Annotated in this window: 21 protein-coding genes and 1 pseudogene; 16 read left to right on the top strand and 6 right to left on the bottom strand. The window is 68.6% G+C overall.

All coding sequences use genetic code 11. The features are described 5' to 3' along the window. Window positions 1-206: 206 nt before the first annotated feature. The 6 genes from LNW73_RS23880 to LNW73_RS23855 all read left to right on the top strand — a co-directional run bounded on the left by LNW73_RS23880 (window position 207) and on the right by LNW73_RS23855 (window position 7437). Window positions 207-1502 carry an extracellular solute-binding protein gene (locus tag LNW73_RS23880; RefSeq protein WP_250991313.1) on the top strand — a complete coding sequence of 432 codons (1296 nt, stop codon included), beginning with the start codon at window positions 207-209 and terminating at the stop codon, window positions 1500-1502. A 271-nt stretch (window positions 1503-1773) separates the two neighbouring features. Next, window positions 1774-2700 carry a carbohydrate ABC transporter permease gene (locus LNW73_RS23875; protein WP_250991312.1) on the top strand — a complete coding sequence of 309 codons (927 nt, stop codon included), beginning with the start codon at window positions 1774-1776 and terminating at the stop codon, window positions 2698-2700. A 12-nt stretch (window positions 2701-2712) separates the two neighbouring features. Continuing rightward, window positions 2713-3624: a sugar ABC transporter permease gene (locus tag LNW73_RS23870; RefSeq protein ID WP_250991311.1), complete on the top strand. Its 912-nt coding sequence runs from the start codon at window positions 2713-2715 to the stop codon at window positions 3622-3624. 82 nt (window positions 3625-3706) lie between these two features. Then, entirely contained in the window at window positions 3707-5401 is a 1695-nt protein-coding gene (locus LNW73_RS23865; RefSeq protein ID WP_250991310.1) for a glycoside hydrolase family 13 protein, read from the top strand. 34 nt (window positions 5402-5435) lie between these two features. Beyond that, window positions 5436-6527 (top strand): LacI family DNA-binding transcriptional regulator, encoded by a 1092-nt coding sequence (locus LNW73_RS23860; RefSeq protein ID WP_250975560.1) that lies wholly within the window; start codon window positions 5436-5438, stop codon window positions 6525-6527. Window positions 6528-6564: 37 nt separating this feature from the next. Continuing rightward, complete coding sequence (locus tag LNW73_RS23855) at window positions 6565-7437, top strand: phosphatase PAP2 family protein (protein WP_250991309.1); 873 nt, start codon at window positions 6565-6567, stop codon at window positions 7435-7437. 70 nt (window positions 7438-7507) lie between these two features. On the opposite strand, the gene LNW73_RS23850 is transcribed toward LNW73_RS23855, so the two are convergent. Continuing rightward, on the bottom strand, window positions 7508-10471 hold the full coding sequence (locus tag LNW73_RS23850; protein ID WP_250991308.1) for a bifunctional [glutamine synthetase] adenylyltransferase/[glutamine synthetase]-adenylyl-L-tyrosine phosphorylase: 2964 nt from the start codon (window positions 10469-10471) through the stop codon (window positions 7508-7510). Window positions 10472-10787: 316 nt separating this feature from the next. Between LNW73_RS23850 and LNW73_RS23845 the strand changes: the two genes are divergently transcribed. From LNW73_RS23845 to LNW73_RS23835, 3 genes are all read left to right on the top strand, one after another. Beyond that, complete coding sequence (locus tag LNW73_RS23845; RefSeq protein ID WP_285370286.1) at window positions 10788-11672, top strand: alkaline phosphatase family protein; 885 nt, start codon at window positions 10788-10790, stop codon at window positions 11670-11672. Window positions 11673-11692: 20 nt separating this feature from the next. After that, entirely contained in the window at window positions 11693-12715 is a 1023-nt protein-coding gene (locus LNW73_RS23840) for a TolB family protein (protein WP_250991307.1), read from the top strand. 259 nt (window positions 12716-12974) lie between these two features. Then, window positions 12975-14354 (top strand): FAD-binding oxidoreductase, encoded by a 1380-nt coding sequence (locus tag LNW73_RS23835; RefSeq protein ID WP_250991306.1) that lies wholly within the window; start codon window positions 12975-12977, stop codon window positions 14352-14354. An 83-nt stretch (window positions 14355-14437) separates the two neighbouring features. On the opposite strand, the pseudogene LNW73_RS23830 reads toward LNW73_RS23835, so the two are convergent. Continuing rightward, window positions 14438-14524, bottom strand: a pseudogene (locus LNW73_RS23830) (glutamine synthetase); the annotation flags it as partial. A 665-nt stretch (window positions 14525-15189) separates the two neighbouring features. On the opposite strand from LNW73_RS23830, the gene LNW73_RS23825 reads away from it, so the two are divergent. Then, the gene (locus tag LNW73_RS23825) at window positions 15190-16701 is read left to right on the top strand and encodes a hypothetical protein (protein ID WP_250991304.1); all 1512 of its coding nucleotides are present in this window, start codon (window positions 15190-15192) and stop codon (window positions 16699-16701) included. A 116-nt stretch (window positions 16702-16817) separates the two neighbouring features. Here the strand turns inward: LNW73_RS23825 and LNW73_RS36470 are convergent, their stop codons facing one another. The 4 genes from LNW73_RS36470 to LNW73_RS23810 form a co-directional block, all read right to left on the bottom strand. After that, window positions 16818-17279, bottom strand: coding sequence for a deaminase (locus tag LNW73_RS36470; RefSeq protein ID WP_308407718.1), 462 nt, complete (start codon window positions 17277-17279; stop codon window positions 16818-16820). Then, window positions 17276-17959 carry a RibD family protein gene (locus LNW73_RS36465; RefSeq protein WP_308407717.1) on the bottom strand — a complete coding sequence of 228 codons (684 nt, stop codon included), beginning with the start codon at window positions 17957-17959 and terminating at the stop codon, window positions 17276-17278. The genes LNW73_RS36470 and LNW73_RS36465 overlap by 4 nt, the downstream gene beginning before the upstream one ends. A gap of 47 nt (window positions 17960-18006) precedes the next feature. Then, complete coding sequence (locus LNW73_RS23815; protein WP_250991303.1) at window positions 18007-19425, bottom strand: helix-turn-helix domain-containing protein; 1419 nt, start codon at window positions 19423-19425, stop codon at window positions 18007-18009. A 187-nt stretch (window positions 19426-19612) separates the two neighbouring features. Beyond that, window positions 19613-19993, bottom strand: a complete 381-nt coding sequence (locus LNW73_RS23810; protein WP_250991302.1) for a GntR family transcriptional regulator — start codon at window positions 19991-19993, stop codon at window positions 19613-19615. Window positions 19994-20513: 520 nt separating this feature from the next. Here LNW73_RS23810 and LNW73_RS23805 point away from each other — a divergent pair. The 6 genes from LNW73_RS23805 to LNW73_RS23780 all read left to right on the top strand — a co-directional run bounded on the left by LNW73_RS23805 (window position 20514) and on the right by LNW73_RS23780 (window position 26241). Continuing rightward, on the top strand, window positions 20514-20777 hold the full coding sequence (locus LNW73_RS23805; RefSeq protein WP_250991301.1) for a DUF6284 family protein: 264 nt from the start codon (window positions 20514-20516) through the stop codon (window positions 20775-20777). Further along, window positions 20777-21076: a DUF6303 family protein gene (locus LNW73_RS23800; protein WP_250991300.1), complete on the top strand. Its 300-nt coding sequence runs from the start codon at window positions 20777-20779 to the stop codon at window positions 21074-21076. Before LNW73_RS23805 ends, LNW73_RS23800 begins: the two co-directional genes overlap by 1 nt. After that, window positions 21076-22164 (top strand): DUF2637 domain-containing protein, encoded by a 1089-nt coding sequence (locus LNW73_RS23795; protein ID WP_250991299.1) that lies wholly within the window; start codon window positions 21076-21078, stop codon window positions 22162-22164. Before LNW73_RS23800 ends, LNW73_RS23795 begins: the two co-directional genes overlap by 1 nt. Continuing rightward, window positions 22161-22538: an RRQRL motif-containing zinc-binding protein gene (locus LNW73_RS23790; protein ID WP_250991298.1), complete on the top strand. Its 378-nt coding sequence runs from the start codon at window positions 22161-22163 to the stop codon at window positions 22536-22538. The genes LNW73_RS23795 and LNW73_RS23790 overlap by 4 nt, the downstream gene beginning before the upstream one ends. Before the next feature lie 587 nt (window positions 22539-23125). Continuing rightward, a complete protein-coding gene (locus LNW73_RS23785; RefSeq protein ID WP_250991297.1) occupies window positions 23126-24130 on the top strand; it encodes a hypothetical protein in 1005 nt (334 codons plus the stop codon). Then, entirely contained in the window at window positions 24127-26241 is a 2115-nt protein-coding gene (locus tag LNW73_RS23780; protein WP_250991296.1) for a hypothetical protein, read from the top strand. The genes LNW73_RS23785 and LNW73_RS23780 overlap by 4 nt, the downstream gene beginning before the upstream one ends. The last annotated feature ends 9 nt before the right edge of the window (window positions 26242-26250 follow it).

Here is a 26250-nt window from a genome sequence, read left to right as displayed (position 1 = left end):
CTTCAGGCCCTGGGCCTGCACCGGACATCCGCAGGTAACGGGGACGTCACATTCGGCGGACCCTGCGGAAACTTTCTTGCAGGCTCTTTCGCAAGGTCTTACATCGCTGTTACGTTCCTGCCCAGCCCGAGCAGCCGTACAGCACAAGCGGCGCGCATCACCCACTCCAGGGTGAACCGGGTTTTACCCTCATCAAGGAGACAGGTATGCGACGCGGCATATCCGCCGTGGCGATGGCCGCGGCCATCGTTCTCGGGGCCACCGCCTGTGGCGGCAGCAGCGACAACAAGAGCACCGGGGACGCGGCGAAGGACCCGGCCGGAGTCTCCGGGGACATCACGTACTGGGACACCTCGGACGCCACCAACGAGGCGCCTGTCTACCAGAGCCTGATCAAGGACTTCATGGCGAAGTACCCGAAGATCAAGGTCAAGTACGTCAACGTCCCGTTCTCCGACGTGGAGAACAAGTTCAAGACGGCGGCGCAGAGCGGCAAGGGCGCCCCCGACGTGGTCCGGGCCGATGTCGGCCTGATCCCGGAGTACGCCTCCAACCACTACATCGCCCCGCTGGACGGCACCGCCGCCCTCAAGGACACCGGCGACTTCACGCAGGGCCCGCTGAGCACCACCAAGTACGAGGGCAAGACCTACGGGGTCCCGTCGGTCACCGACACCCTGGGCCTGCTGTACAACAAGGAGCTCTTCGCCAAGGCCGGCATCACCAAGCCGCCGACCACGTGGGACGAGTTCATCTCCGTCTCGAAGACGATCAAGGCGAAGACCGGCGTCGCCGGCACCTACGTCAACCCGGACACCTACTTCCTGATGCCGCTGCTCTTCGGCGAGGGCACCGACCTCGCCGACGCGGCCGCCAAGAAGATCACGGTCAACTCGCCGGAGGCCGTCAAGGCGGTCACCAAGGCCAAGGAGATCTACGACACCTCGTCGGAGAAGGTCGACTTCGCCAGCGCCTACGACAACATGCAGACCTCGTTCAAGAACGGCAAGGTCGCCATGCTGATCCAGGGCCCCTGGTCGGTCGGTGACGACATCAGCGGCTCGGCCTTCAAGGGCAAGGAGTCGAACCTCGGCTACGCCCCGGTCCCGGCCGGCTCCACCGGCAAGCCGCAGGCGCCGACCGGCGGTCATGACCTCGCGGTCTACCAGGGCTCCAAGAACCTGGACGCCAGCTACCTGTTCACCGAGTTCATGACCTCCTCGGCCAGCCAGGTCACCATCGCGACCAAGACCGGCACCCTGCCGACCCGGACCTCGGCCTACACCCCCGCGGTGACCGCCGACCCGAAGATCGCCGGCTTCAAGAGCATCATGGACACCGCCCGCCCGCGGGTGGCGCTCCCCCAGGTCGCCAGCCTCTTCACCCCGCTCCAGCAGCAGTACGTGAAGATCCTGCAGGGCCAGGTCTCGGTCCAGGCCGGACTGAACGCCGCCGCCGCCGAATTCGGCAAGCTCCTGCCAGGCTTCACGGTCGCCAAGTAGCCACCGCTCCACAGGCACCAGACTCCGGTCCGGTCGGCCGGGGCCCCCGTCCTCCCCCTGGGAGGGCCGGGGCCCACGCGCCCGGCCGTCCGGGCCGGGCCGAACGCGCGGCCCCGGGGAACGAGCCACCCCGCCCGCCCCGTTCCGAGGGGCGCTCCGGGGCCGCGACACCACTCGCACCATCATCCGTAATCGTGGAAAGAGCCGATGAGTGATGACCACCGCAACCATTGACAGGCAATCGCGCGGCACGGCCCCGCGCGCCGGCCTCATGACGTCTTTCAAGCGGTCGTGGGACAAGCACTGGTACGCCTGGGCCATGGTCGCCCCGGTGGTCATCGTGATCGGCGTCCTGGTGCTGTACCCGCTGGGCTACGGCGTCTATCTGTCGCTCACCAACGCCACCGAACTGACCGTCGCCAAGAACATCGGCCCCGTGCACATCGCGGCCTCGTACGACGTCGTGGGCTTCGACAACTACTGGAAGATCGTCTCCGGCCAGGACGGCCACTTCTATCCCCGTCTCGCCTGGACGGTGATCTGGACGGTGTCCTGCGTCACCCTCACCTACGGCATCGGCATGGGCATGGCGCTGCTGCTCAACCGCCCGGTGAAGTTCCGGCTCTTCTACCGTCTCGCGCTGATCCTGCCCTGGGCCATTCCGGCCTTCGTCAGCGTCTTCGCCTGGCGGCTGATGCTCAACTCACAGTTCGGCGTGTTCAACTCGATCCTCACGCACGTCGGACTGCCGGCCCAGGACTGGCTCGGCACGCCCTTCGCCCAGAAGGTCGCCGTCATCATGGTCAACGTCTGGGTGGGCGTACCCTTCATGATGGTCGCCCTGCTCGGCGGCATGCAGTCCGTCCCCCAGGAGCTCTACGAGGCCGCCGAGATGGACGGCGCCTCCCCCTGGAAGCGGTTCGTGCACATCACGCTGCCGGGCCTGCGCCCGGTCAGCAACACCGTGATCCTGCTCGGGGTGATCTGGACCTTCAACATGTTCCCGATCATCTTCCTGCTGCTGGGCCAGAACACCAGCGGGGACACCGACATCCTCGTGACCTACGCCTACCGCCTGGCGTTCACAGGGGTGTCCGACTACTCCGGTGCCGCGGCGTACGGCATGGTCATCCTCGCCATCCTGCTGGTCTTCTCCACCTTCTACCGGCGCTACCAGGCCAAGACCGAGCAGGCGTAAGGAGCCATGACGATGAGTGCGACAGCTTCCACCAGCCAGGCGGGTACCGCCGGCACGTCCCGCTCCGCCGCGGTGGCCGCCCGCCGCCCGGGCCGCAAGCGCGGCGAACGCAGCCGCGCTGCCTCGCTCGCCCTGCACACCACGCTCCTGATCGCCAGCGCGGTCGCCATCTTTCCGGCGCTGTGGATCGCGTTCATCTCGTTCGGCCCGAAGACCGCGTGGACGGACCCGGGTGAGATCCTCGGCCATCTGAGCCTGCAGAACTACCGGAACATCCTGCACACCAACTTCCCGAAGTGGTTCCTCAACTCGGTGATCGTCGCGGCCGCGACGACCGTGCTGGGCGTCATGCTGTCGGCGAGCGCCGGCTACGCCATCTCGCGGATGAAGTTCCCGGGCCACAAGCAGTTGATGTGGATGTTCCTGACCACGCAGATGTTCCCGATGGCCGTGCTGATCGTGCCGCTGTACAACCTGCTCGGCACCCTCGGCCTCCTGGACAGTTACCTCGGTCTGATCGTCACCTACTGCACGATCTCGGTGCCGTTCTGCGCGTGGATGCTCAAGGGGTACTTCGACACCATCCCGCACGAGATCGACGAGGCGGGCCGGATCGACGGGCTCACCCCGTTCGGCACGTTCTGGCGGCTGATCCTGCCGCTGGCCCGGCCGGGACTGGCCGTCACCGCCTTCTACAGCTTCCTGACGGCCTGGGGCGAGGTCGCCTACGCCAGCCAGTTCATGAGCACCAACGAGAACTTCACGCTGGCGGCCGGCATCCGCACCCTCGCCACCGACCAGCGCGCGGACTGGGGTTCGCTGACCGCCGCCGCGGTGATCATCGCCATCCCGGCCGCCCTCGTCTTCTTCCTGGTCCAGCGCCACCTGGTCTCCGGCCTCACCGCCGGCGCCGCCAAGTCCTGATCCACCGCAGCGGCACCGCGCACACCCACGCCACCTGTCGTTCCCCCGCGCACATCAAGGCCCGCACGATCAAAAGGAAGTCATGAGCCAGCACCTCACCGACGCGCCCCGCTCCGCCGCCGACAACGCCGCCGACGCCGGGCGCAGAGACTGGTGGCGTGACGCGGTGATCTACCAGGTCTACCCGCGCAGCTTCGCCGACGGCAACGGCGACGGAATGGGCGACCTGCCCGGGATCACCGCCCGGCTGCCCTACCTCAGGGCGCTCGGGGTGGACGCCGTGTGGCTGTCGCCGTTCTACGCCTCCCCGCAGGCCGACGGCGGCTACGACGTGGCGGACTACCGCGCCGTCGACCCGATGTTCGGCACCCTGACGGACGCCGACGACCTGGTGCGGGCCGCCCACGCGCTGGATCTGCGGGTCATCGTGGACGTGGTCCCCAACCACTGCTCCGACCAGCACGAGTGGTTCAAGCAGGCGCTGCGCGAGGGCCCTGGATCGCCGATCCGCGAGCGCTTCCACTTCCGCCCCGGCAAGGGCGACAGCGGTGAACTCCCGCCCAACGACTGGGAGTCCATCTTCGGCGGACCGGCCTGGACGCGGACCGTAAACGCTGACGGCGCCCCCGGCGACTGGTACCTGCACCTGTTCGCCCCCGAGCAGCCGGACTTCAACTGGGACCACCCGGCCGTGCACGACGAGTTCCGCTCGATCCTGCGGTTCTGGCTGGACCTGGGCATCGACGGCTTCCGGATCGACGTCGCCCACGGCATGGTCAAGGCCGCGGGCCTGCCCGACATCGGCTCCCACGAGCAGCTCAAGCTGCTGGGCACCGCGTCGATGCCGTACTTCGACCAGGACGGCGTGCACGAGATCTACCGCAGCTGGCGCAAGATCCTGGACGAGTATTCCCCCGACCTCCGGCCGGGAGGTGCCCCCAGCGACCGGATCGCCGTCGCCGAGGCGTGGACGCCGACCGTCGAGCGCAGCGCCCTGTACCTGCGCCCCGACGAGCTGCACCAGGCGTTCAACTTCGAGTACCTGACGTCGGGTTGGGACGCCACCGTGCTGCGCCGGGTCATCGACACCTCGCTGGCCGCCATGGGTTCGGTCGGCGCGCCCGCCACCTGGGTGCTGTCCAACCACGACGTGGTGCGGCACTCCACCCGCTTCGCCGACGGCGACCAGGCGCTCGGGCTGCGCCGGGCGCGGGCCGCGACCCTGCTGATGCTGGCGCTGCCCGGCTCCGCCTACCTGTACCAGGGCGAGGAGCTGGGTCTGCCCGAGGTCACCGACCTGCCGGACGAGGTGCGCCAGGACCCGGCGTTCTTCCGCAACGCCGGCCAGGACGGCACCCGTGACGGCTGCCGGGTACCGCTGCCGTGGTCGGGCACGCGGGCGCCGTACGGCTTCGGTCCGGTCGAGGGCGGCCCCAGCTGGCTGCCGCAGCCCGACGCCTGGGCCGGCCTCAGCGTCGAGGCCCAGCAGGGCGACCCCGCCTCGACGCTGGAGTTCTACCGCGAGGCGCTGGCCGTCCGCCGCGAACACCCCGCCCTGGGCGCGGGTTCGGAGGTGACCTGGCTGGCGGCGCCGGAGGGCGTGCTGGCGTTCCGCCGGGACAGCGCCGAGGGCTCGTTCGTCTGCACCGCGAACGTCGGCGGAACCCCCGTCACGATCCCGGCCCCCGGCCGCGCGCTGCTCTCCGGCGCCGGTTTCACCGTGGACGGAGCCGACGCCGTCATCCCCGCTGACACCACGATTTGGTGGGCGATCTGACGTGGCTGCCATCCGTCCCCTAGCATCCGGTGCTGTGACCGCAAGGCTTGCTGACATCGCAACCCAGGCGGGTGTCAGCGAAGCAACGGTCAGCCGGGTCCTCAACGGCAAGCCCGGCGTATCCGCCACCACCCGTGAATCCGTGCTGGCCGCACTCGATCTGCTCGGCTACGAACGGCCGGTCCGGCTGCGGCAGCGCAGCGCGGGTCTGATCGGTCTGATCACCCCGGAGCTGGAGAACCCGATCTTTCCCGCGTTCGCGCAGGTGATCGGCCAGGCGCTGACCCGCGACGGCTACACCCCGCTGCTGGCCACCCAGACGCCGGGCGGCTCGACCGAGGACGAGCTGGTCGAGATGCTCGTGGAACGCGGCGTCGCCGGGATCATCTTCGTCTCCGGCCTGCACGCCGACTCCACCGCCGACACCGAGCGGTACGCCAGGCTGCACGGCCAGGGTGTGCCGTTCGTGCTGATCAACGGCTTCTCGGACAAGATCAAGGCGCCGTTCGTGTCTCCGGACGACCGGGGCGCGATGCGGCTGGCCGTCACCCATTTGGCGGCACTCGGACATGAGAAAATCGGACTGGCGGTCGGACCGAAGCGTTTCGTACCGGTGCTCCGCAAGATCCAGGGCTTCATCAGCAGCATGGAGGACGTGCTGGGCCTGACCGCCGAGCAGTCCGAACAACTGATCCAACACTCGCTGTACACGCTGGAGGGCGGCCAGGCGGCCGCGACGGCGCTCATCGCCTCCGGCTGCACCGCGATCGTCTGCGCGTCCGACATGATGGCGCTGGGCGCCATCAGGGCCGCCCGGCAGCAGGGCCTGTCGGTGCCCGGAGACGTCTCCGTCGTGGGTTTCGACGATTCCCCGCTGATCGCCTTCACCGATCCACCGCTGACCACCATCCGGCAGCCGGTGGCCGCCATGGGGCAGGCGGCGGTGCGGGCGCTGCTGGAGGAGATCGGCGGCACCCCCGCTCCGCACAGCGAATTCGTCTTCCTCCCGGAGCTGGTCGTACGGGGTTCGACGGCCGCGGTGCCCAGCGGCCAGACACCGCCGCAGCTGGTCCAGCAGTCGGCCGGAAGGCATACATCGAATGCCCAGGATCCGACCGGAGTCTGATCTGCGAGCTCGCGTGGGTCTGGCAGACTATTCCTCCATGGGGGAACCGACCGCGAAGATCCTGGCTGGCCGTACGGCCGCCCCGCCGCGCTCCATCGGTTCCGCTGATTCCGATGGAGCGCCGAGCGAGGGCCCTACGGCACCCCGCCATACCCTCGTGTCGAGGCTCCGCACCCCCCGCAGACCGCGTCTGTGGTTCGAGATCGCACTGATCGCGGTCAGTTACTGGGTGTATTCGCTCGTCCGGAACGCCGTCCCCGAGCAGCAGTCGGCGGCGATGCGGCACGCGAACTGGATCTGGAAGGTGGAGAACCACCTCGGCCTGGCCGTCGAGCACAGCGTCAACCACGCCGTGAACTCGGTGACATGGCTCATCGTAGGGATGAACTACTACTACGCGACGCTGCACTTCATCATCACCATCGGCGTCCTGGTGTGGCTCTACCGCAGACATCCGGGCCGCTACGGCCCGGCCCGCACGGTCCTCTTCATCACCACCGGCATGGCGCTGGTCGGCTTCTACTTCTATCCGCTCGCCCCGCCCCGGCTGATGCACGGCATCGACTTCATCGACACGGTCAAGGCGCACCACACATGGGGCTCGATGGCCTCCGGCGACCTGGCACATGTGTCCAACCAGTACGCCGCGATGCCGTCCATGCACATCGGCTGGTCGCTGTGGTGCGGCATCACCGTCGCGATGCTCGCCCGCCCGCTGTGGGCGAAGGTGCTGGGCATCCTCTACCCGCTGGCGACCCTGGTCGTGATCATCTCGACGGCCAACCACTTCTGGCTCGACGCCATAGGGGGCGCCGTGTGCCTGGGTGCCGGCTTCGCGTTGGTCTACGCGGTCTACGGCCGCTTCGTGTACCACCTGCCGCGCTACCCGGCCACCGCCCGCCGCCGCTGAGCCCGTCTCCGCGGTCCGATGGCCGGCACGCCCCGCACCCTCACGCCCCGCACCGGCACGCCCCGCACCCTCACGCCTCGTACTCGTAGAAGAGCCGCTCGACGACCGCGCGGGCCCGCCGGGTCGTCCTGCGGTACTCCTCCACCATGTCGCCGACGTGGCCGGCCGAGTAGCCGAGGTAGCGGCCCACGGCGGCGAGCTCCCGGCCGTCGCCGGGGAAGGTGTCCCCCGGGCGGCCGCGGACCAGCATCACCGCGTTGCGGACCCGGGTGGCCAGTACCCACGCCTCGTCGAGGACGGCCGCGTCGTCGGCGCCGACCAGACCGGCGGCGCGCAGGGCGTCCAGCGCCCGGCGGGTCCGGGTGGTGCGCAGTTCCTTCCGCCGCCCGCCGTGCTGCATCTGCAGCAGCTGGACGGTCCACTCGACGTCGGAGAGCCCGCCGCGGCCGAGCTTGGCGTGGGTGGTGGGGTCGGCGCCGCGCGGCATCCGCTCGGACTCCATCCGGGCCTTGAGCCGCCGGATCTCCCGCACCGCGTCCTCGTCGAGCCCGTCGGCGGGGTACCGCAGCGGGTCGATCAGCTCGATGAAGCGCTCGCCGAGGCCCTGGTCCCCGGCCATGGGGTCGGCGCGCAGCAGCGCCTGGCTCTCCCAGCCCAGCGACCAGCGCCGGTAGTAGGCGGCGTACGAGCCGAGCGACCGCACCAGCGGACCGCTCTTGCCCTCCGGGCGCAGATCCGCGTCCATGATCAGCGGCGGGTCGGCGGTGGGGATCTGCAGCAGCCGGCGCAGTTCGTTGGCGATCTTGAGGGCCTGGCCGGCGGCCCGGGCCTCCTCGGCGCCGTCGAGCGGTTCATGGACGAACATCACGTCGGCGTCCGAGCCGTAGCCCTGTTCGCGCCCGCCGAAGCGGCCCATGCCGATGACGGCGAAGCGGGTCGCCAGCGGTCCGTCCGCCGCCTCGACGGCGTTCACGGCCGCCCGCAGGGCGCCCACGACGGTGGTCGCGTTGATGTCGGTGACGGCGGTGCCCACCGCGTCCACGTCCAGCTCGCCGATGACATCGGCCGCCGCCGTCCGGAACAGCTCGCGGCGCCGGACGCCGCGGACCGCGGTGACCGCTTGTTCCGGGGTGTCGGCGCGGCCGACCGCGGCCAGCACCTCCTGTTCGAGCGCCGCCGCGGACCGCGGCCGCAGGCCCTCGGGGGCGCCGAGCAGGGCGACCGCCTCGGGGGCCCGCATGAGCAGGTCGGGGGCGAGCCGGCCGGAGGAGAGCACCCGGGCGAGATGTTCGGCGGCGGCGCCCTCGTCCCGCAGCAGCCGCAGGTACCAGGGGGTCTTGCCGAGCGCGTCGGAGACCTTGCGGAAGCCGAAGAGCCCGGCGTCCGGGTCGGCGGAGTCGCCGAACCAGCCGAGCAGGACGGGCAGCAGGGTGCGCTGGATGGCGGCCTTGCGGCTGACGCCGCTGGCCAGCGCCTCCAGATGACGGTAGGCGGCGGCCGGATCGGCGTACCCCAGCGCCTGCAGACGCTGCATCGCGGCGTTGTTGCTGAGCCGGGTCTCGACCGGTTCGAGCTGGGCGACCGCGTCGAGCAGCGGTCGGTAGAAGAGCTTCTCGTGCAGCCGGCGCACCTCGACGGCGTGCCGCTTCCACTCCCGGTTCAGCTCGGCGACGGGGTTGGCGCGAAAGCCCAGCGACCGGCCCAGACGGCGCTGCCCGGCCTCGTCGTCCGGCACCAGATGGGTGCGGCGCAGCCGGTACAGCTGGATCCGGTGCTCCATCAGCCGCAGGAAGCGGTAGGCGGCGTCGAGCGAGGCGGCGTCCGCACGGCCCACGTAGCCACCGGCGACGAGCTGGGCCAGCGCGGTGAGGGTGGTGCCGCTGCGCAGTGAGGAATCGGTTCTGCCGTGCACCAACTGCAGCAGCTGCACGGCGAACTCGACATCGCGCAGCCCACCGGGGCCGAGCTTCAGCTCCCGCTCGACGTGCGCGGCGGGGATGCCCTCCACGACGCGGCGGCGCATCTGCTGGACGTCGGTGACGAAGTGGTCGCGGTCGGCGGCCTGCCACACCATCGGCGAGAGCGCCTCGACGTACGCCAGGCCCAGTTCACGGTCGCCCGCCATCGGCCGGGCCTTGAGCAGCGCCTGGAACTCCCAGGTCTTGGCCCACCGCTTGTAGTACGCGACATGGCTGGAAAGCGTGCGTACCAGCGGGCCGTTCTTGCCTTCCGGCCGCAGGTTGGCGTCGACCGGCCAGATGGTGCCCTCGGCGGTGGTGTCGGAGCAGACCCGCATCATCCGGGCCGCCAGCCGCGTCGCGGCCCGCATCGCCCCGGCCTCCTCGGCGCCGTCGGCCGGCTCCGCCACGAAGATCACGTCGACGTCAGAGACGTAGTTCAGTTCATGGCCGCCGCACTTGCCCATGCCGATCACCGCGAGCCGGCACAGCGCCGCGTCCTCCGGTGCCTCGGCGGCGGCGATGGAGAGGGCCGCGCGCACGGTCGCGGTGGCCAGGTCGGCCAGCTCCGCGGCCGTCTGCACCAGGTCGCTGGTGCCGCACACATCGCGGGCGGCGATCGCCAGCATGCAGCGGCGGTAGGCGGCGCGCAGCAGGTCGGGGTCGGTGGCCGAGGCCAGCCCGCGTTCGAACTCGGCGACGCCGGGGTGCAGGTCGGCGGACTCGTACGTCACCAGGGCGTGCCAGTCGCGCGGGTGCCGGGCGAGGTGGTCGCCGAGCGCCTCGGAGGCGCCGAGCACCCCGAGCAGCCGGTCGCGCAGCGGCTTGGCGCTGGTCAGGGTGTCGAGCAGGGTCCGCCGCTCGCCCTCGTCCAGCACCTCCACCAGCCGGACCAGGCCCAGCAGCGCCTGATCGGGGTCCGCCGTCGCGCCGAGCGCTTCCAGGAGCACCGGATCGGTCCGCACCGCGGTCAGCCCCGCGGCCTCCACCAGCACCTCGGCCGCCGCCGGATCGGTGAACCCGTGGCGCAGCAGCCGGGAGAACGTGCTGCTCCGGCGCCCCTGCGGCAGTGACATCTCGCCTCCGGTACGTCATGCCTGCGATCAAGGTCCCAGCTGAGCGTAACCGCCCGGCCGCCGACCTGGAACGGCGTGCACCGGACGGTTCCCGCGCCGTCGGGTGACGGCGGAGCCGGTCCGGGCGGACGGCAGGACTCGTCCGAGTGGATTGCGGAGCCCGTCCGGGCGGCAGGCCGCGCGCGTCGCGGTGGGCCCGCACCGTTCGTTTCCCGGCCATTCACGTCGGCGGATCTTCTCACTTCCGCCGGCCGCTCCTACGCTGACAGCGCTCTGCGCCCCCATACCCCCACACCGGAGGTAAGCCGTGCCCGGCTTGTCGATATCCGTACCGCGTCGCCCCCTCACCGCCCTCGCCGCCGCCCTCGGGCTGGCCGGCGCGTCCGTCGGCCTGTGGGCCGGCCTCGGCGGCGCGTCCACCGCGCACGCGGCGGCCGCCGTCCCCACTCCGGACCACGTGATCGTCGTGATGATGGAGAACCACGCGTACAACCAGGTGATCGGCAGCTCCAGCGCCCCCTACATCAACTCGCTGAAGACCGGCGGCGCGAACCTCACCGCCTCGTACGGCGTCACGCACCCGAGCCAGCCGAACTACTACCAGGTGTTCTCCGGCAGCAACCAGGGCGTCACCGGCGACAGCTGCGTCACCCCCGGCTTCAGCTCCGCGCCCAACCTCGCCTCCGAGCTGATCGCCGCGGGCAAGACCTGGGGCAGCTACAACGAGACGCTCCCCAGCCAGGGCTCCACCACGTGCAGCAGCGGCAAGTACGCGCAGAAGCACAACCCCTGGTTCGGCTTCAGCAACGTGCCGACCTCCAGCGCCAAGACGTTCGCGCAGTTCCCTTCGGACTACTCGACGCTGCCGCAGGTCTCCTTCGTCGTGCCGAACCTGTGCAGCGACATGCACGACTGCTCCGTCGGCACGGGTGACACCTGGATCAAGAACAATCTCGGCGCTTACGCCACGTGGGCCAAGACCCACAACAGCCTGCTCATCGTCACCTTCGACGAGGACAACCGGCTGGCCGGCAACCGCATCCCCACCGTCCTCTACGGACAGCGCGTGACCCCGGGCAGCACCTCGCCGACCACGTACAACCACTACAACCTGCTGCGCACCCTCGAGGACATGTTCGGCACCTCGCACGCCGGGAACGCCGCCTCCGCGTCCGACATCACCGGCATCTGGACCAGCTGACCGTGACCGGAGCCGGCCCCATGAGCACCCGGAACCGGCTGCTGATCCTCGTCGCGGCGGTCGCCGTGCTCGCCTGTGTGGCGGGCGCGGCGGTCTGGCACGCGTCCGACCGGGCCGCCCGCAGGAACACCGAGCAGGCCGGCGGCCCGCCGGTCGTCCAGGGCGCGGTGTCGCTGGCCCCGGCCGGCCCCCGGCTCATGGTCTTCCGCAACATGGCCTGGGGTCCGCACCGCGATGAACTGGCCACCGTGCCCGCCGCCTCGCCCGGGGCGACCCGTACCGCCTCGGGCGTCCGCTGTCTGCGCTTCCACGCCGCCGCCGGCACCGGTATCTGTCTGCAGTCCGTGCACGGCACCGTCCAGGACACCTACCGCGCGGTCGTCCTCGACTCCCACCTCAAGGAGACCCGGCACTACCCGCTGAACGGGATCCCGACCCGCGCCCGGGTCTCGCCCAGCGGCCACCTCGCCGCCTGGACGGTCTTCGTCGGCGGCGACTCGTACGCGGGCACCGACTTCTCCACCCGCACCTCGCTCCTCGACGTCAGGACCGGCGCACTCGACGCCAGCCTGGAGGACTTCACGATCCTCAAGGACGGCCACCGCTACCGCGCCGCCGACGTGAACTTCTGGGGCGTCACCTTCGCCGACGACGGGCACTTCTACGCGACGCTCGCCACCGGCGGCAGCACGTACCTCATCCGTGGTGACATCGCGGCCCGCACCGTGACGACGCTGCGCCCGAACGTGGAGTGCCCGTCGCTCTCGCCCGACGGCACCCGCCTGGTCTTCAAGAAGCGCGTCCCGGGCCTGTCCCCCGACGCCCCCTGGCGGCTCTACGCCCTCGACCTCGCCACGCTGCGCGAGACCCCGCTGGCCGAGACCCGCAGCGTCGACGACCAGGCCGTCTGGACCGACGACCGCACCGTCGCCTACTCGCTGCCGGGCGACTTCGGCGCGGACCTCTACACGGTCCCGGCCGACGGCACCGGCACTCCTCACACCCTGACCCCCGCGGCCCTCGCCCCGGCCTACATCGGCTGACGCGCGGACCACCCCCGCGCAGGTCAGTCGTCCGGAAGGCAGTGGACCTTCATGGTGCGCTTCCGGTCCAAACCCGGCATCCGGGTGAACATGCGGTCCTCCCCGACCGGCGGGATGCTGGATGTATCGGCCTGGGGTCCGCCATGCCCCACGGCTGATGGAGGGTGCCCAGGGCGTCGGCGCACAACCGCCCACCGGCGGCCCGGCCGGGGAGCGGCCGGGTGGAGGAGGCGGCCCGAGTCTCGCCGAGGAGATCGCCATGGACGGCAGCACTCTTGAGGCGATGCGGACCGCGTTGCGCGGCCCGGTCATCGCTCCGCAGGATCCCGAATACCCGGAGGCCCGCAAGGTCTACAACGCCATGGTCGACAAGCACCCGGCCGCGATCGTGCGGTGCTCCGACACGGCGGACGTCATGGCCGCGGTCGACTTCATCCGCGAGCAGGGACTGGAACTCGCCGTCCGGGGCGGCGGACACAGCGGCGCCGGACTGTGCCTGGTCGACGACGGCGTCACCGTCGATCTGTCGCCGATGCGCTGGGTGCGCGTCGACCCCGCCGCGAAGACCGCCCGGGTCGGCGGCGGGGCACAGCTCGGCGATCTGGACCACGCCACCCACGCGTTCGAGCTGGCCGTACCCGCCGGCATCATGTCGACGACCGGCGTCGGCGGGCTCACCCTCGGCGGCGGCCACGGCCACCTCACCCGCAAGTACGGTCTGACGATGGACAGCCTGGTGGCGGCCGACGTGGTGCTCGCCGACGGCAGCTTCGTCACCGCGAGCGAGAGCGAGAACCCGGACCTGTTCTGGGCGCTGCGCGGCGGCGGCGGCAACTTCGGCATCGTCACCTCGTTCCGCTTCCGGCTGCACCCGGTGCACACCGTCGGTCTCGCGATCAGCCTCTGGCCGGTCGACCACATCCACGAGGTGCTGCGCTGGTACCGCGACTTCCTGCCGCAGGCGCCCGAGGACCTGAACGGCTTCTTCGCCGTCCTCTCCGTCCCGCCCGGCCCCCCGTTCCCCGAGGAGATCCACGGCCGCAAGATGTGCGGTGTCGTGTGGTGCTGGACAGGGGACCCGGACGGCATCGAGCAGGCCCTGGCCCCCGTGAACGACGCGGGCACGCCGGCCTTCCACTTCTCGACGCCGATGCCCTACCCCATGCTGCAGACCATGTTCGACGAGCTGATCCCGAAGGGCCTGCAGTGGTACTGGCGCGGTGACTTCTTCGACCGGATCACGGACGACGCCATCGGCGTGCACGCCAAGTACGCCGAGAACCTCCCCACCGACCTGTCGACCATGCACCTCTACCCGGTCGACGGAGCCGCGCACCGCGTCGCCCCGGGCGACACGGCATGGGCCTACCGCGACGCCATGTGGTCCGGCGTCATCGGCGGCATCGACCCCGACCCGGCCAACGCCGGGACCGTCAAGGACTGGTGCGTCAACTACTGGGAGGACCTGCACCCGCACTCCATGGGCGGCGGCTACGTCAACTTCATCGGCGCCGGCGAGAGCCAGGACCGCGTCAGAGCCACCTACGGCGACCACTACGACCGGCTCGCGTCGATCAAACACACCTACGACCCGAACAACCTCTTCCACGCCAACCAGAACATCGAGCCGGCCCCGTAGCCACCAGGGGCAGCCGCACCAACGACAACGGGCCGACAGCATGACGCCGCCGGCCCGGATGCCGTCAGGGAGGTGACTCCCCCTTACAGGTTGGGCAGGTTCTTGCGGAGCTCGAAGGCGGTGACCTCGCTCCGGTACTCCTCCCACTCCTGCTTCTTGTTGCGGAGGAAGTCATTTGCCTCTCGGCTCACCAGTCGCTCCTTCCTTCGACCCTGCCCCCACCAGCACGGCAGGAGGCGTCGTTGGTCATTGCTGGTGGTCGCCGGTCGCCCTCTGACGGCCCACCGACGGCCCAGACAGCCGTGAATTGCCCTGAGACGAGGTCCACTCCCCCGATACCGACTTGGGGAAGTGAAGTCCAGTTGATGCCGTCCTCGGTGTCATGCGCCCGATCAGCGGCAGGCTCATGCCCACTCGTGGCCCGCGCTCCCCGGCATCTATTGAGTATGCGTAGAACGAAAGGCGGGGCCCCACCTTGATCCGGTAGGAGCCCCGCTGTGCCCGCCAACAACCGACGCTGAGCTAGGCAACACCACCCGACATCGCAATCAGGAGCAGCACGATCACCGCCATGGCCGCCGCGGCCGCAGAGGGAGAAGGCTGCGACTGCACCCACGAGAGGACGGTGGCTAGAGCAGCCACGATCTCAAGCTCGCCCTGCACTCGCGGACCCTGCGGAAAAGTCATCTCTGACACCAAGCCACACCCTAAGGTTGTCCCAGAAGGCGCCGAGTGGCGCCTTCGATCAACTGTGGCCGTGCCAGATGGTGTTGCCGCTACTGGAACGCGTTGCCAGGTCTCTGGCAACACCCAACTCGTGATCGAGGCTGCCGACTTGACTGACAGTCCATATACTCTCCGCCCACTCGGCGACGAGGTACCCCAGGAGGCGGCTCAGCTAGCAGAACGCTTGCGCGAGGTTTTCGCAGCGTTGAACATCTCAGTTCGAAGGTATACGACGCGCACGCACAGGAATGCTGGAGCCGTCTCCCGGTACCTCAACGGAACGAGAGTTCCGCCATGGGATTTCATCACTGAGCTGTTCATCGAAGTAGCGAAAGATCGGAGAGTTCCGGTCAACGCTGAAGTAGTCGGCCATATTCGAAAATCACATAGGCGGGCCCTTCAAACAAGCAACAAGCGGCTGTATGAAGTACAGCGACTCCAAGATCAATTGGAAGATGCTGACCTGCGCGTTCGACAGGCAGGAATCCGCGAACAAGTCCTAATGGAAGGGCTTGCGGCCCGCGAGCAAAGGATTGCGCAACTGGAATCCAAGCAACTGGAGTTGACGTCACGTTGGGAAAATGACCTGCAAGAGCAGGAATCCCATGTGTCCGAGCTGGCCTTGCTCCAAGACTCAGCCGCGCAGGAGCTCGACAGCCTACGGGTAGAAGTCGCACTGTTGCGGGGTGAACTGAGGCAGGCGAAAGAGGCAAGTCGCCAGGCCGAGGATAGGTGCCAGACCTTGGAACAGCGGCTTGCGGAGGCCGAGGAGGCAACTCAGGCTGGTCAAGAAGCGAGAGAAGCGAGCGAACTGGAGGAGGCACAGAGATCAGCAGAGGAGGCCAAATCAGTTGTAGATGAACTGAGGCAACAGATCGAATCCATGATGACGGAGAACAGTTCTGCATCTCAACGCGTGAGTCGTCCATTGGCAGAGGCCCAGGAGCAGAAAGCCAATACAGCTAATTCTTGGCGTAAAAAAATGGCTAGCGGCAACGAGGGTGCCATCTTGCGCGACTGGCTACGCCTCGAGGCAAGAGGAGCCACAGTTGCTTCCCTGGAGACGAAAACCGCCATTGCAAAATACGGGTCGCTCGATCAGATTCAAGCAATTTGCTGGAGTCTTACAGAAATGGGAAAAACAAATATCGCCGGAGAGCTTCTGGGGTCTGCAGCGATCATCAGAGGCCTTGACTTCGTCAAAGAATTGATCCATTCGATTGAAGAAAAGCATGCAAGCCACAACGCCCAAGACCTTCTCACGAGGGCGTTCTGGCATTTCGCGTGGTTCGGAACGGGCACAGATATCGCCGAGTTCCTCGAGACCCCAAAACGCGAAAACTGGGAGTCCTGGGCACTTCTGATCGAGGATGAATGTGCCGCCCGCCGAGACTCCGTACCACTGGTCAATCTCCTAACGAGACTTGGCGATGATGAGAGGTCGAAAATGCTTGCGAAAATTGCAGAGTCTCGGCCTGCAGCGGAAATAGCACCACTCCTCCTAGTTATGGACAATGGCGGACATAGCGACTATGTCACCACACTACTGGCCCGAGTTTCGGAGCATCGGGAAAATGAACAGGCGAGCATTTTTGAGGCTTGGGAGCTTGCCAAAAGCTAGAAGGAGAACGAGGACCTGCTCATGGACCCAATGGCGCGAGGGGACGTTCTCCACAATTCCAGTTCCTCGTTTCCGACTAGGGCCCTCGCATTGAGTAAGTGAATATCCTTGATTGTCTACTTACCCAGGCCAGGAAGATGCGCGTTCACAGCACGCGCCTGGGCAGCCATATCCGATAGTTCGACCACCGTGACACCCGCGTTGCGCAGCGTCTCCACCCCGATGCAATCGCCGACGAACAGGGGCGGTTCTCTCCACGCGATGACGACCCTTCGCACCCCGGACGCCAGAATCAGTTGTGTGCAGGAGAGAGGACGGGACTTCCGCTGGCTGCAAGGCTCCAAGGTGCTGTACAAGGTGGCTCCCGGCAGCCGCGGGTCATTGGGCGCGAGCTTGGCGAGGGCTGACTCCTCGGCGTGTACGTGCGGATCGGTCTCGCGTGAGTATCCGCGCGCCATCTCCTCGCCGTGTTCGTCAACGATGATGGCTCCCACCGAGTAGGCGCCCTCCGCTGGCGGACAAAGGCGGGACAGTTCGATTGCTGCGGTCATCCAGCGTCGATCGTCGGTCGTTGTCACTCGTTGCTCTCCTGCTTGGGAAGGTAACGGAGCAGCACTACGTCACCGATAGTCCGAGCCTCCGCCAGGTGCATGCGGCGTGTGGACCCGCCAGGATAGTTGGCAGCCTGGAGGAACCGGGGAGCTTGAGGGTCCCCAACGACAAGTGGCGCAATGGCAAGGTGAATCTCGTCAGCGAGGCCCTGCGAGAGGAACGCAGTGTGGATCTGTCCGCCGCCTTCAACCATCAGCCGCTCAACTCCCCGGGCTCCCAGGTCATCGAGAAGCCTGCCGAAGTCGATATCAGCACCGGTGGACACAACGTCGGCCAGACCTGCCAGGCGCTCGCGCAGCTTCTCCGCTCCTGTGTCTGTTGTGTAGGCCAGCTTCTCGCCGCCGTGGTGCCAGAATTTGAAGTCGGCATCGAGGTTGCCGCTCGCCGAGACGGTGACTTTCAGCGGGTACTCAGGCTTGCCCGCAGCGACCCGGGCGGCACGACGTTCCGCGCTGTTGACCAGCAACCGCGGATTGTCGGCGCGCATCGTGCCGGCACCAATGAGGATGGCGTCCGACTCCGCGCGCACCTGGTCCACCCGGTCGAAGTCGGCGCTGTTGCTGAGGAGCAGACGCTCTGCGCTGGAGTCGTCCAGGTAGCCGTCAACCGAGGTGGCGGCGCTCAGAAGCACATACGGGCGGGGCATGGCGGGGCTCCTATGTGGTGTTCAGTGCGGGCGCTTGGACGCCGAGATCATGTCTGGTGGATCAGAGCGTCGTCCATCGCGCTCTTGAAGTCTGCAACGGCGGGTACCGCCCGCCACTTGTCGAGATCGCCATCGAGCCGGGCCAGCTCCTGAGTGATTCGCGCGGACCCGGTCTCGATCCCGATACTCAGGGCCTGAGCGCCTACCGTGGCCGCTTGCTCCGCTTCTCCTGCCCCAGCATGAGCTACGGCTTCGCGGGCCAGATAGACCCCGCGGTCTCGGTGATAGCCGGGGGGAAGCCTGACGATCGCGCCACGGAATCCCTCTGCGGCGGCGCGATGGTCCCCGAGAATGGCGAGACTGTGGGCACGCTGAACCTCTATGTAGGGAGCGTCCAACCACACGCCCCAAGGGGAGGCAGGGTCACTGTCCATTGTCCCCAGCAGTTCGCGTGCGTGCTCGTACGCCTGTTGGCAGGCTGCCGGGTCGTTGCGCAAGGCATGCCCGTGAGCGGCATAGGTCGCGGCCACGGCTGCGAGCCGGCTACGAGGGGCGGCCAGGTCCTCGGCAGCCTCAGCCACGTCCACGGCTTCAACGGGGTCCCGCATGTCGCCTGCGAGCTGACCGCGCCGGGCCAGCACATAGACGGTCAATTCCGGGTCGCCGGACATGTGGGACGCCTCCAGCGCCTCATGCATCCAGTGTTGAGCGGCGCGAAAGTCCCCAATGTCCTGGTAGAGCCATCCGCAGAGTTCCGAGTATTGGGTCTGCAATTGAATGAGCTGACGACGGTCGGTGCCTCGCCTATCGGCCCTTAGCGCCTTGATGGCGGCAATTTGCTGCTGCACCAACGGAATCACACGGTGTGGGCCGAACAGGTTGTCGTTGTCGATGAGCACCCGCCGGGTCTCCCGAAGGTGCTCGATCGGGTCCGCGCCAGACAACAGAAGGTTGGGCTGCCGGGGAGCGCTTGCGGCTGCCGGAAAGTCGGACGTGGCAGCGAGCGCGGCCCCCGCCCCGAGTGCCCCGATCATGGCGCGGCGAGACAGTGACACGAAGATGATCCTTCCGTCGTCGGTACGAACGGGGACGGAAATCCCCTCCGCCGACGGTGCCTCTAAGACCGCTTGTGCGGCCAGGGCCACAGGCTCTTTGGCCACATGGGTCCCCGGATTAGCCACATGGCCACGAAGCAGCACATCCAAGCTGGCGCCCTCAAGGATCGAGCGCTGGATCCGGTTCAGCGAGTCGCCGGCTTGGAGCTCCCGGTCGTACGCCTTCACCAGCTCGACGGACGCAGCCTGGCCGCCACGCTCTACACGGGCCATGTAGCTGGTGTTGAACCGGATGAGCTTGCTGAGCTTACCCAGGGACAGACCGCGCTGATTCCGCCACGAACGCATCTCCGCGCCGAGGTAGTGCAGAGGGCTGGCGTGCGGTGTCAGATCGTTCGGACGCTGTCCCACGCGATCCTCCCCATGAGGCCTACGTGACCGCCCGTGGGTGGCCACATTGAGCATCTGTCGGTCAGTCAGGCAGCCCGGTTACAAAGGTTGCAGAGGCAGTTTCCAGCCTATCGACGCAGACCAACAGACCGCACGTACTGAGTGCAGAGGAGGGGAAATGAACACAGCCGGGATTCGACGGACGGGCTCAGTTGGCGGGTCCAGCCGGATTGACGGACCCGCCTTCCAGGGCTTCCACCCGGCTACGCAGTTCGGAGAGCTCGGACGTGACGTGCGTCAGTTCAGCCTGAAGCTCGCGGATGCTCGAAGCCGCTTGCTGCGCAGTGGGCTCCCCCGCCGCCGGATCGACGACGTAGGTGCCGCTCCCTTGCCGGCCCTCAACCAGCCCTTCTTCCGCGAGCCGTCCGTACGCGTTCTGCACAGTCATGAGCGCTACACCGAGCTTTCCGGCGTAGCCCTTGGCACCCGGCAACCGCGCACCGGGGCCGTACACCCCGTCAGCGATGTCGTTGCGGAACGAGGCAGCGATCTCCTTGGCGTTGGGCTTCTTCTCAGGCTTCGCATCCATCCCTAGAGCGTACCCGACCTAGGTCATTTGCCCATTCGGGGCGAGAGGCCTTGACACACAGAAACCAACCTAGGTAGCTTGACGTTCAAGCAAGTGACCTATGTTACCTACATGGGTCGTCTGTACTGACGCACCCGCAGGACCGCAACGCCCAGAGGCCTCCCGTGAAACGGGGTCGAAGGAAGCGTCTGACCTTTGAGAACTCAACAGTGAGCTTGATTGGCGGGGTTCGATTCCCCGCCCCCGTGGCGACCGGGTGATGTCGTCTTGGCGGCCACTTACCTGCGTGCCGGCTCTGGAGAACACCCCTTGCGGGGTGCCACCCGGCACGCGCCGCCCTGCTGGCGTCAGAGCAGCAACGATGACGCAGATCACCAGCTCAGCCCCGGTATCCAGCCGTGAGGGCGCGGGATCAAATCCCGCCCGGGGCACTCCACCCACCCAACGACGGCACGCGGCCCCGGTGCTGGCACACCGGGGCCGCTGTTCGGGCCGTTCTCCCTGAAAGGAACCACGACCCATGAGGTACATCGGCACTGTTCAGGCGGCTGTTACCGCCGCTGAGTTCGACCATGAGCCGACCGACGCTGACCTTGCAGCCATCGACGTAGAGATGCCCGCGATCCTGGCGGACATCGAGTTGCTGGACGCACAGATTGCGGTACTGGATCGGACACCGTCCCCGTTCGATGAGCGGCGGATCCGCCGGGCCCGCCGGCGGGTGCTGGTGGCCCGCCGGGAGCTGGAGAACCAGGGCCTGTTCGGTTCGCGGGAGGTGGCCTGATGGAGTCCCAAACGCTCCCCTGGATGCCCATGGCGATGCTGACCAACAGCGGGGACCGCTGGCACCTGTACGTGGTGCTCCTGGACGCGACGGAGTGGCTGGAGCATGACTGGCAGCGCGCCGCCCCCGCCCCCACGCTCGCCGAACGCGAGCAGGTCCTGACCGCCCTGGGATACACGCTCGCCCCGGGCGAGGATTGGCGGTGGACCGAGGACCTTCAGACCTGCGATGACCCCGCATCCCCGGCGTTACTGCTGGCCGGTGCCACTGTGCGACCGGTCCCGGATCGGGGGCGGTGATGCTGGACTCCCTCACGTCCGCGCAGGTCGAGTCCGTAGAGCGCACCCTCAACCTCGGAACCTGGGCGATCACCGGCGGTGCGGTCCTGTACTCCGTGCTGACCGTCACGCCGTTAGTCGAGCACGTCACGCCGGCCGAGTGGCAATGGACTGCACCGATCCTGCCGCTCGTCGTGGACGCCGCGGTGGTCATCGTGATCCGTCTGGATGCGGTGGTCGCCCGCCTCGGCGGTTCCGGCGGCATGTGGCCGGCGGTGCTGCGCTGGATGACGGGCCTGATGACGCTCCTGCTGAACGTGGGCAACAGCGCACTGGCCCACGACCTGGTGGGCATGGCGGTGCACTCGGTGGCGCCGTTGCTGTTGATCGTCACCGCGGAAGCCGGCCGCGCCTACCGGCACGCGATCAGCACTGCCATGGACCGGATCGAGCGTTCACGAGCCGAGGACGAAACGGCCCGTGAACAGCAGGCGCAGCAGACCCGTGAACGCGAGCAGCAGGCCCGTGAACACGCTGAACACCAAGCCCGTGAACACGCACAGCAAGTCGAGCGTGAACGGGCGGAGCGGGAGGAACGGCTCCGGCGCGAGGAGCACGAGCACACAGCCCGGTTGGAGCGTGAACGCTTCGAACGCGAGGCTGAACTACAGCGTGAACAGCGTGAACACGCAGATCAGGTACGCCGCGAAGAGCAGCAACGCGAGGACCGCCAGCGCCGTGAACAGTACGAGCGCGAGAGTGAACAGCGCCGTGAACACCGTGAACAGACCGCCCGCGAACAGCAGGCACGCGCCCTCGAAACCGGACGCGAGCAAGCGCAAGCCGCGGTGCGTGAACACCCGCAACCGGACCCCGTGAACACCCCGCCGGAGATCGTGAACGCTCCGCCCGCGTCCGTGAACACCGACGGGGGCAAAGCGTCGGAGGTGCGAGCGCGAGAGATCGTCCGTGAGTCGATCGCGGCCGGTCGCAGTGTCCGGCAGATGGCGGACGAGACCGGCTGGTCGATCGGGTGGATCTCCGCTCGCATCGCGGAACTGCGCGAGCAGGCCACCGAATCGCCGCGGGCTGAGGTGATGGCCGGATGACCGCCTACGGCGCCTGCTTTGACCCGACCGGCGCGGTGCACGGCATACCCACCTACCCCTGGCGTTTGGCGCCCGAGGGAATGGCGACCCGCCGGCAGTTACGGGCCCAGGGTCTGCGGCCGGGTGGGCAGCCGGTGCGGGCGCAGATCATGCGTCCGCGCTACCGGCGCACTCCGCTGGTCGGGTTCCTGTACGCGGTCGCGGACGCCAAGCCCGTCCGGCCCATGACCCCGGGCAAGCGAACGGCGCTGGCCAAAGCGATGGCCGCCCGGCGCACGTGCCCGATCTGCCGGATCGATGCCGGGTACTGCATCCCGGCGTCGCTCGGCATGTGCGTCCCCTGCGCGTACCCCGACGAACAGTGCGCCGCGTGACCTGCGCTTTCCCCCGATGGCGGGGCCCGACCACGCCTCCTACAGCAAACGGTCGGGCCCCTTTCCTCCCGAAGGAGTGCTCTCAGCATGACCGAGGTCAGCACACAACCGGTAGCAGTCCCGCAGGCTGCCCCACCCCCCAATCCCCCGGCACCGCCCCTGCTCCAACTCCCGCCCCGGCAGCACCCGCAGTTGCCCACACGACGGGCGGTGTTCCGGCCGTGCCGCTGGCCGTGACCAGCGCTAACACCACCGTCGGGATGTTCGCCGCCGCGGCGTTGGCCGGCGGGCCGCTCGGCGTGGCGCTCGCGATGACCGGCGCGGTTGTCGTTGGCACGGTGGCCGCTACCCGCACCCGCCGGGACCGTGCCGCCCGCCGGCGCACGATGACGCGTGCCGCAGCGACCGGCCGCGGAACGCGTTCCGGCAGCGCGGGTAAGGGCCGTGGCCGGTCCGGCACGTCCCGGGCGGGAACGTCCGGGGTGGCGCCCGGCGGGACCGCGGGCGCCAAGCACCGCAAGGCCAACGGGCCTGGACGTTCCGCTACTACGGGGCATGGGTCCGGTCGGTCGGCTGGTGCGGGGCGGGTGGCGCAGGTCAAGGCGCTGCGTACCGCGCAGAACGGTGCGACACCGACCCGTGCCAGTCAGCGCGCGCAGACCACCGCCGCCCGCCGGGCCGTCGCTGACACCCGCCGGGGCGCGAAGTCAGACCGCCGCGCCGCGAACGCTGCGAGCAGGGGTCGGGCGGCTCAGACCCTGGCCAAGGGCGTGGAACGCGCCGCCCAGGCACGCACCGGGCTCACGACCAAGACCCGTGCGGCCCGCGACCGCCAGGCTGGTCAGGCCGTTGCCGCTCAGCGGTCCGCGGTCCGTAGCGCTCCGGCACGTCGGCGGGCGCGGCGGGCGATGGCCCGCTCCGCAGCCCGTATGCAGGGGCGCCGACTCCTGGCCGCAGCGCTGGCCGCGCCGCTGGGTGTGCTGGGGGCACTGTCCACACCGTTGGGTCGAAGGCTGGGTTGGCGGTGGCTGCTCTACCCGGGACGCCGGCTGTTCCGCCGCATCGTCGCCAACGCGCAGCGCGACAAAGCCGCTCGTGACGCGGAGATCCGTGCGCAACAGGAGGCCGAGGCAGCCGCGGCTGAGGCCGCGGCGCAGCAGGACCCGAATGAGGTCGGCGATCAGGTTGAGCGCCCTGACCAGCATGTTCCGAGTACGCCGCAGCACATCGTCCCTGAGGGAGTGCACGTGTCTGGGTTCAACTTCGAACAGTTCGCCTCCGAGATGGAGTCCTCCGCCAGTTCCTATGAGCCGGACGGGTGCATGGAGATCCTGGCCATGGTCGATCAGCTTCCCGAGGCGCTGACCGCGGTGGCCAACACGCTGCGGATTCTCGCGGAGCGCTCCGACACCGAGTTCCCGCTGGAGAAGGAGGTCGCTGCCGGGTTCGGCGAGATCTTCCAGGCCCTGATGGCCGCGGCTGCCGCGGCCGAGGAGCTGCCCGCCGTGTTCCGCACGGCGCATGAGCAGGACATCGCCCGCCACGAGGACCCCCGCAACGGGCCCGAGGCCGAGAAGGGCTGGAACGTATGAGCGCGGCAGCAACGACCGGCAAGAGCACAACGAAGCAGCAGGTCACGGGAGGCATTCCGCTGGACTGGACAGCAGGCCACGGCCCCGTGAGCGGGGCCCTGTCCGCGACGACCGGGGCGTTTGCCGTGGCCACGACCGGCGCGTCCACCGGGATGCCGCCCGGCTGGGCGCTGGTGATCGGGGTGGCCGGGGCGGTAGGGCACACCGTGGCCGGGGTGCGGTGGCGCAACGCCGGCCGCACCATCGCCGCCCGCTCCGCTTCCTGGCTCATCGCCGCCGGCTGGACCACCTGGGCCATGACCACCGGCCCCCTGACCTGGGCCGCAATCGGATCCCTCGCCACCATCGGCGTCGGCATGGGCGCCGCCACCCGGTCAACGAACCTCTACGAGGAGGCCCGCGAGGAGGAAGCCCTCGCGGTCGAAGCACGCCAGGTCGCTGCGGAGTTGAGCGCGGAACGGCGGGCGATCGCCGCGGAGTGGGTGGACCGGGTCAACCGGGTCTGCGGGATCATGCTCCGCGTGTTGGCGGTCGAGATGTGGCCGACCGGTACCGGGTTCACCCTCGACGCCGAACTCCCACCCGGCGGCACGACATACACCCGCATCGCGGGTGAGTCGGCCCGGTTGAGCGCGGACGCGAACCTGCCGCACGGCTGTACCGCCACCGCCATGCCCGGCGTACACCAGGGGCGGGTGTTGATCGACGTGACCACCGCCAACGTGCTGGCCGCGGAACTGACCTACCCGACCGACTACGCCCCGTTGTCGATCTACACCGGCATCCCCTGGGGCTACCGGACGAACGCAGAGCAGATCAGCGCTTACCTGCGCGAGCAGTGCGCGTTGGTGGTGGGGCAGACAGGGTCGGGCAAGACCAACATGGTGCACGTGATCCTGGCCGGGTTCGCCCGCGCCACCGACATCCTGACCTGGGTCATCGACCTCAACGCCGGATCCGCCGGGCTCCCCTGGGTCCGCCCGGCCCTGGACTCCCAAGGTCAGACCACCGACGGCATGCGGCCCGGGGTGGACTGGCTTGCGGGAACGTACAAAGAAGCCCTGACCATGCTGGACGTGGCGGTGAGAATCGCCAAGCACCGGAAGATGGCGTACCAGGACCTGATGTCGCAGGCCAACACCGACCTGCTCCCGATCAGCGCGAAGATCCCACAAATCATGATCGTGATCGACGAGGGCGCGGAGATCCTGGCCAGCAGCGACAAGACCATGCGCCCCCTGGCGGACAAGATCCTCGAAGTCATCCGCATCGCCCGCGCCATGGGCCTGCGCACCGTCCTGACCGCACTCGGCGCCACCGGATCCGTCCTGGGCAACCTCATGATCCGCCGCGAAGCGAAAGTACGGGTCGCGCTCACGGGCGGGGAGACGGAGGGCATGGACCTGGGCAAACAGTTCCCGGGTAGCCGTGGCCTGCGAGTGGATCAAGCCCCCTACAAGGGGTCGGGGTTCATGGGCACCCCGGAATCACCGGTCGCGCTGTTCAAGAACTGGCGGATCCTGCCAAACCAGATCCGCGACATCGTCGCCGCCACCTCCGACCGACACCCGACCCTGGACGACGCCTCCGCCCGCGCCGCCGGCCCCGCCTACGCGCGGCGGTGGGATGCCACCCGCACCGACTGGATGCGCGACCACCTCACCTACGTCACCAGTGCCGAGCCGGCGCGACCGGCTACGGCCGGGGGCGGGCTGAACCTGTCGGCCCTGCGGGGTACAGACAACGGTGAAGCGGACGCGTTGGCGGCGGAGTTCATGCAGCAGATCGACGACCAGTTCGGCACCACCGCCGAACCGACTCCCGACCCGGGCACGGAGCAGCCGCCCGTGCGTCCTGGGCTGAACCTGTCCGCGCTCAAGCCCGCGGAGGACTCTGGGGCTGCTGCGGGTGGGCCGGAGTGGTTGGCGGAAGCGATCGACGCGATCGAGTCCACCGGGGCGATGGGTATGAAGCCGGCCGCGGTCGCGGACATGGTGCGGCGGGACCGCAAGACCGTGCGGGCCGCGCTGCAAGCTGCGGTCGAGCGCGGCGAGTTGGTCTACCGGGAGAACGGGCCGCACTCGGCCTACGTCCACCCCGACCACGCCTGAAACGGCCAC

This window comes from Streptomyces sp. RKAG337 (assembly GCF_023701715.1).
GTDB lineage: Bacteria > Actinomycetota > Actinomycetes > Streptomycetales > Streptomycetaceae > Actinacidiphila.
This window is presented reverse-complemented; position numbering and strand designations above follow the sequence as displayed.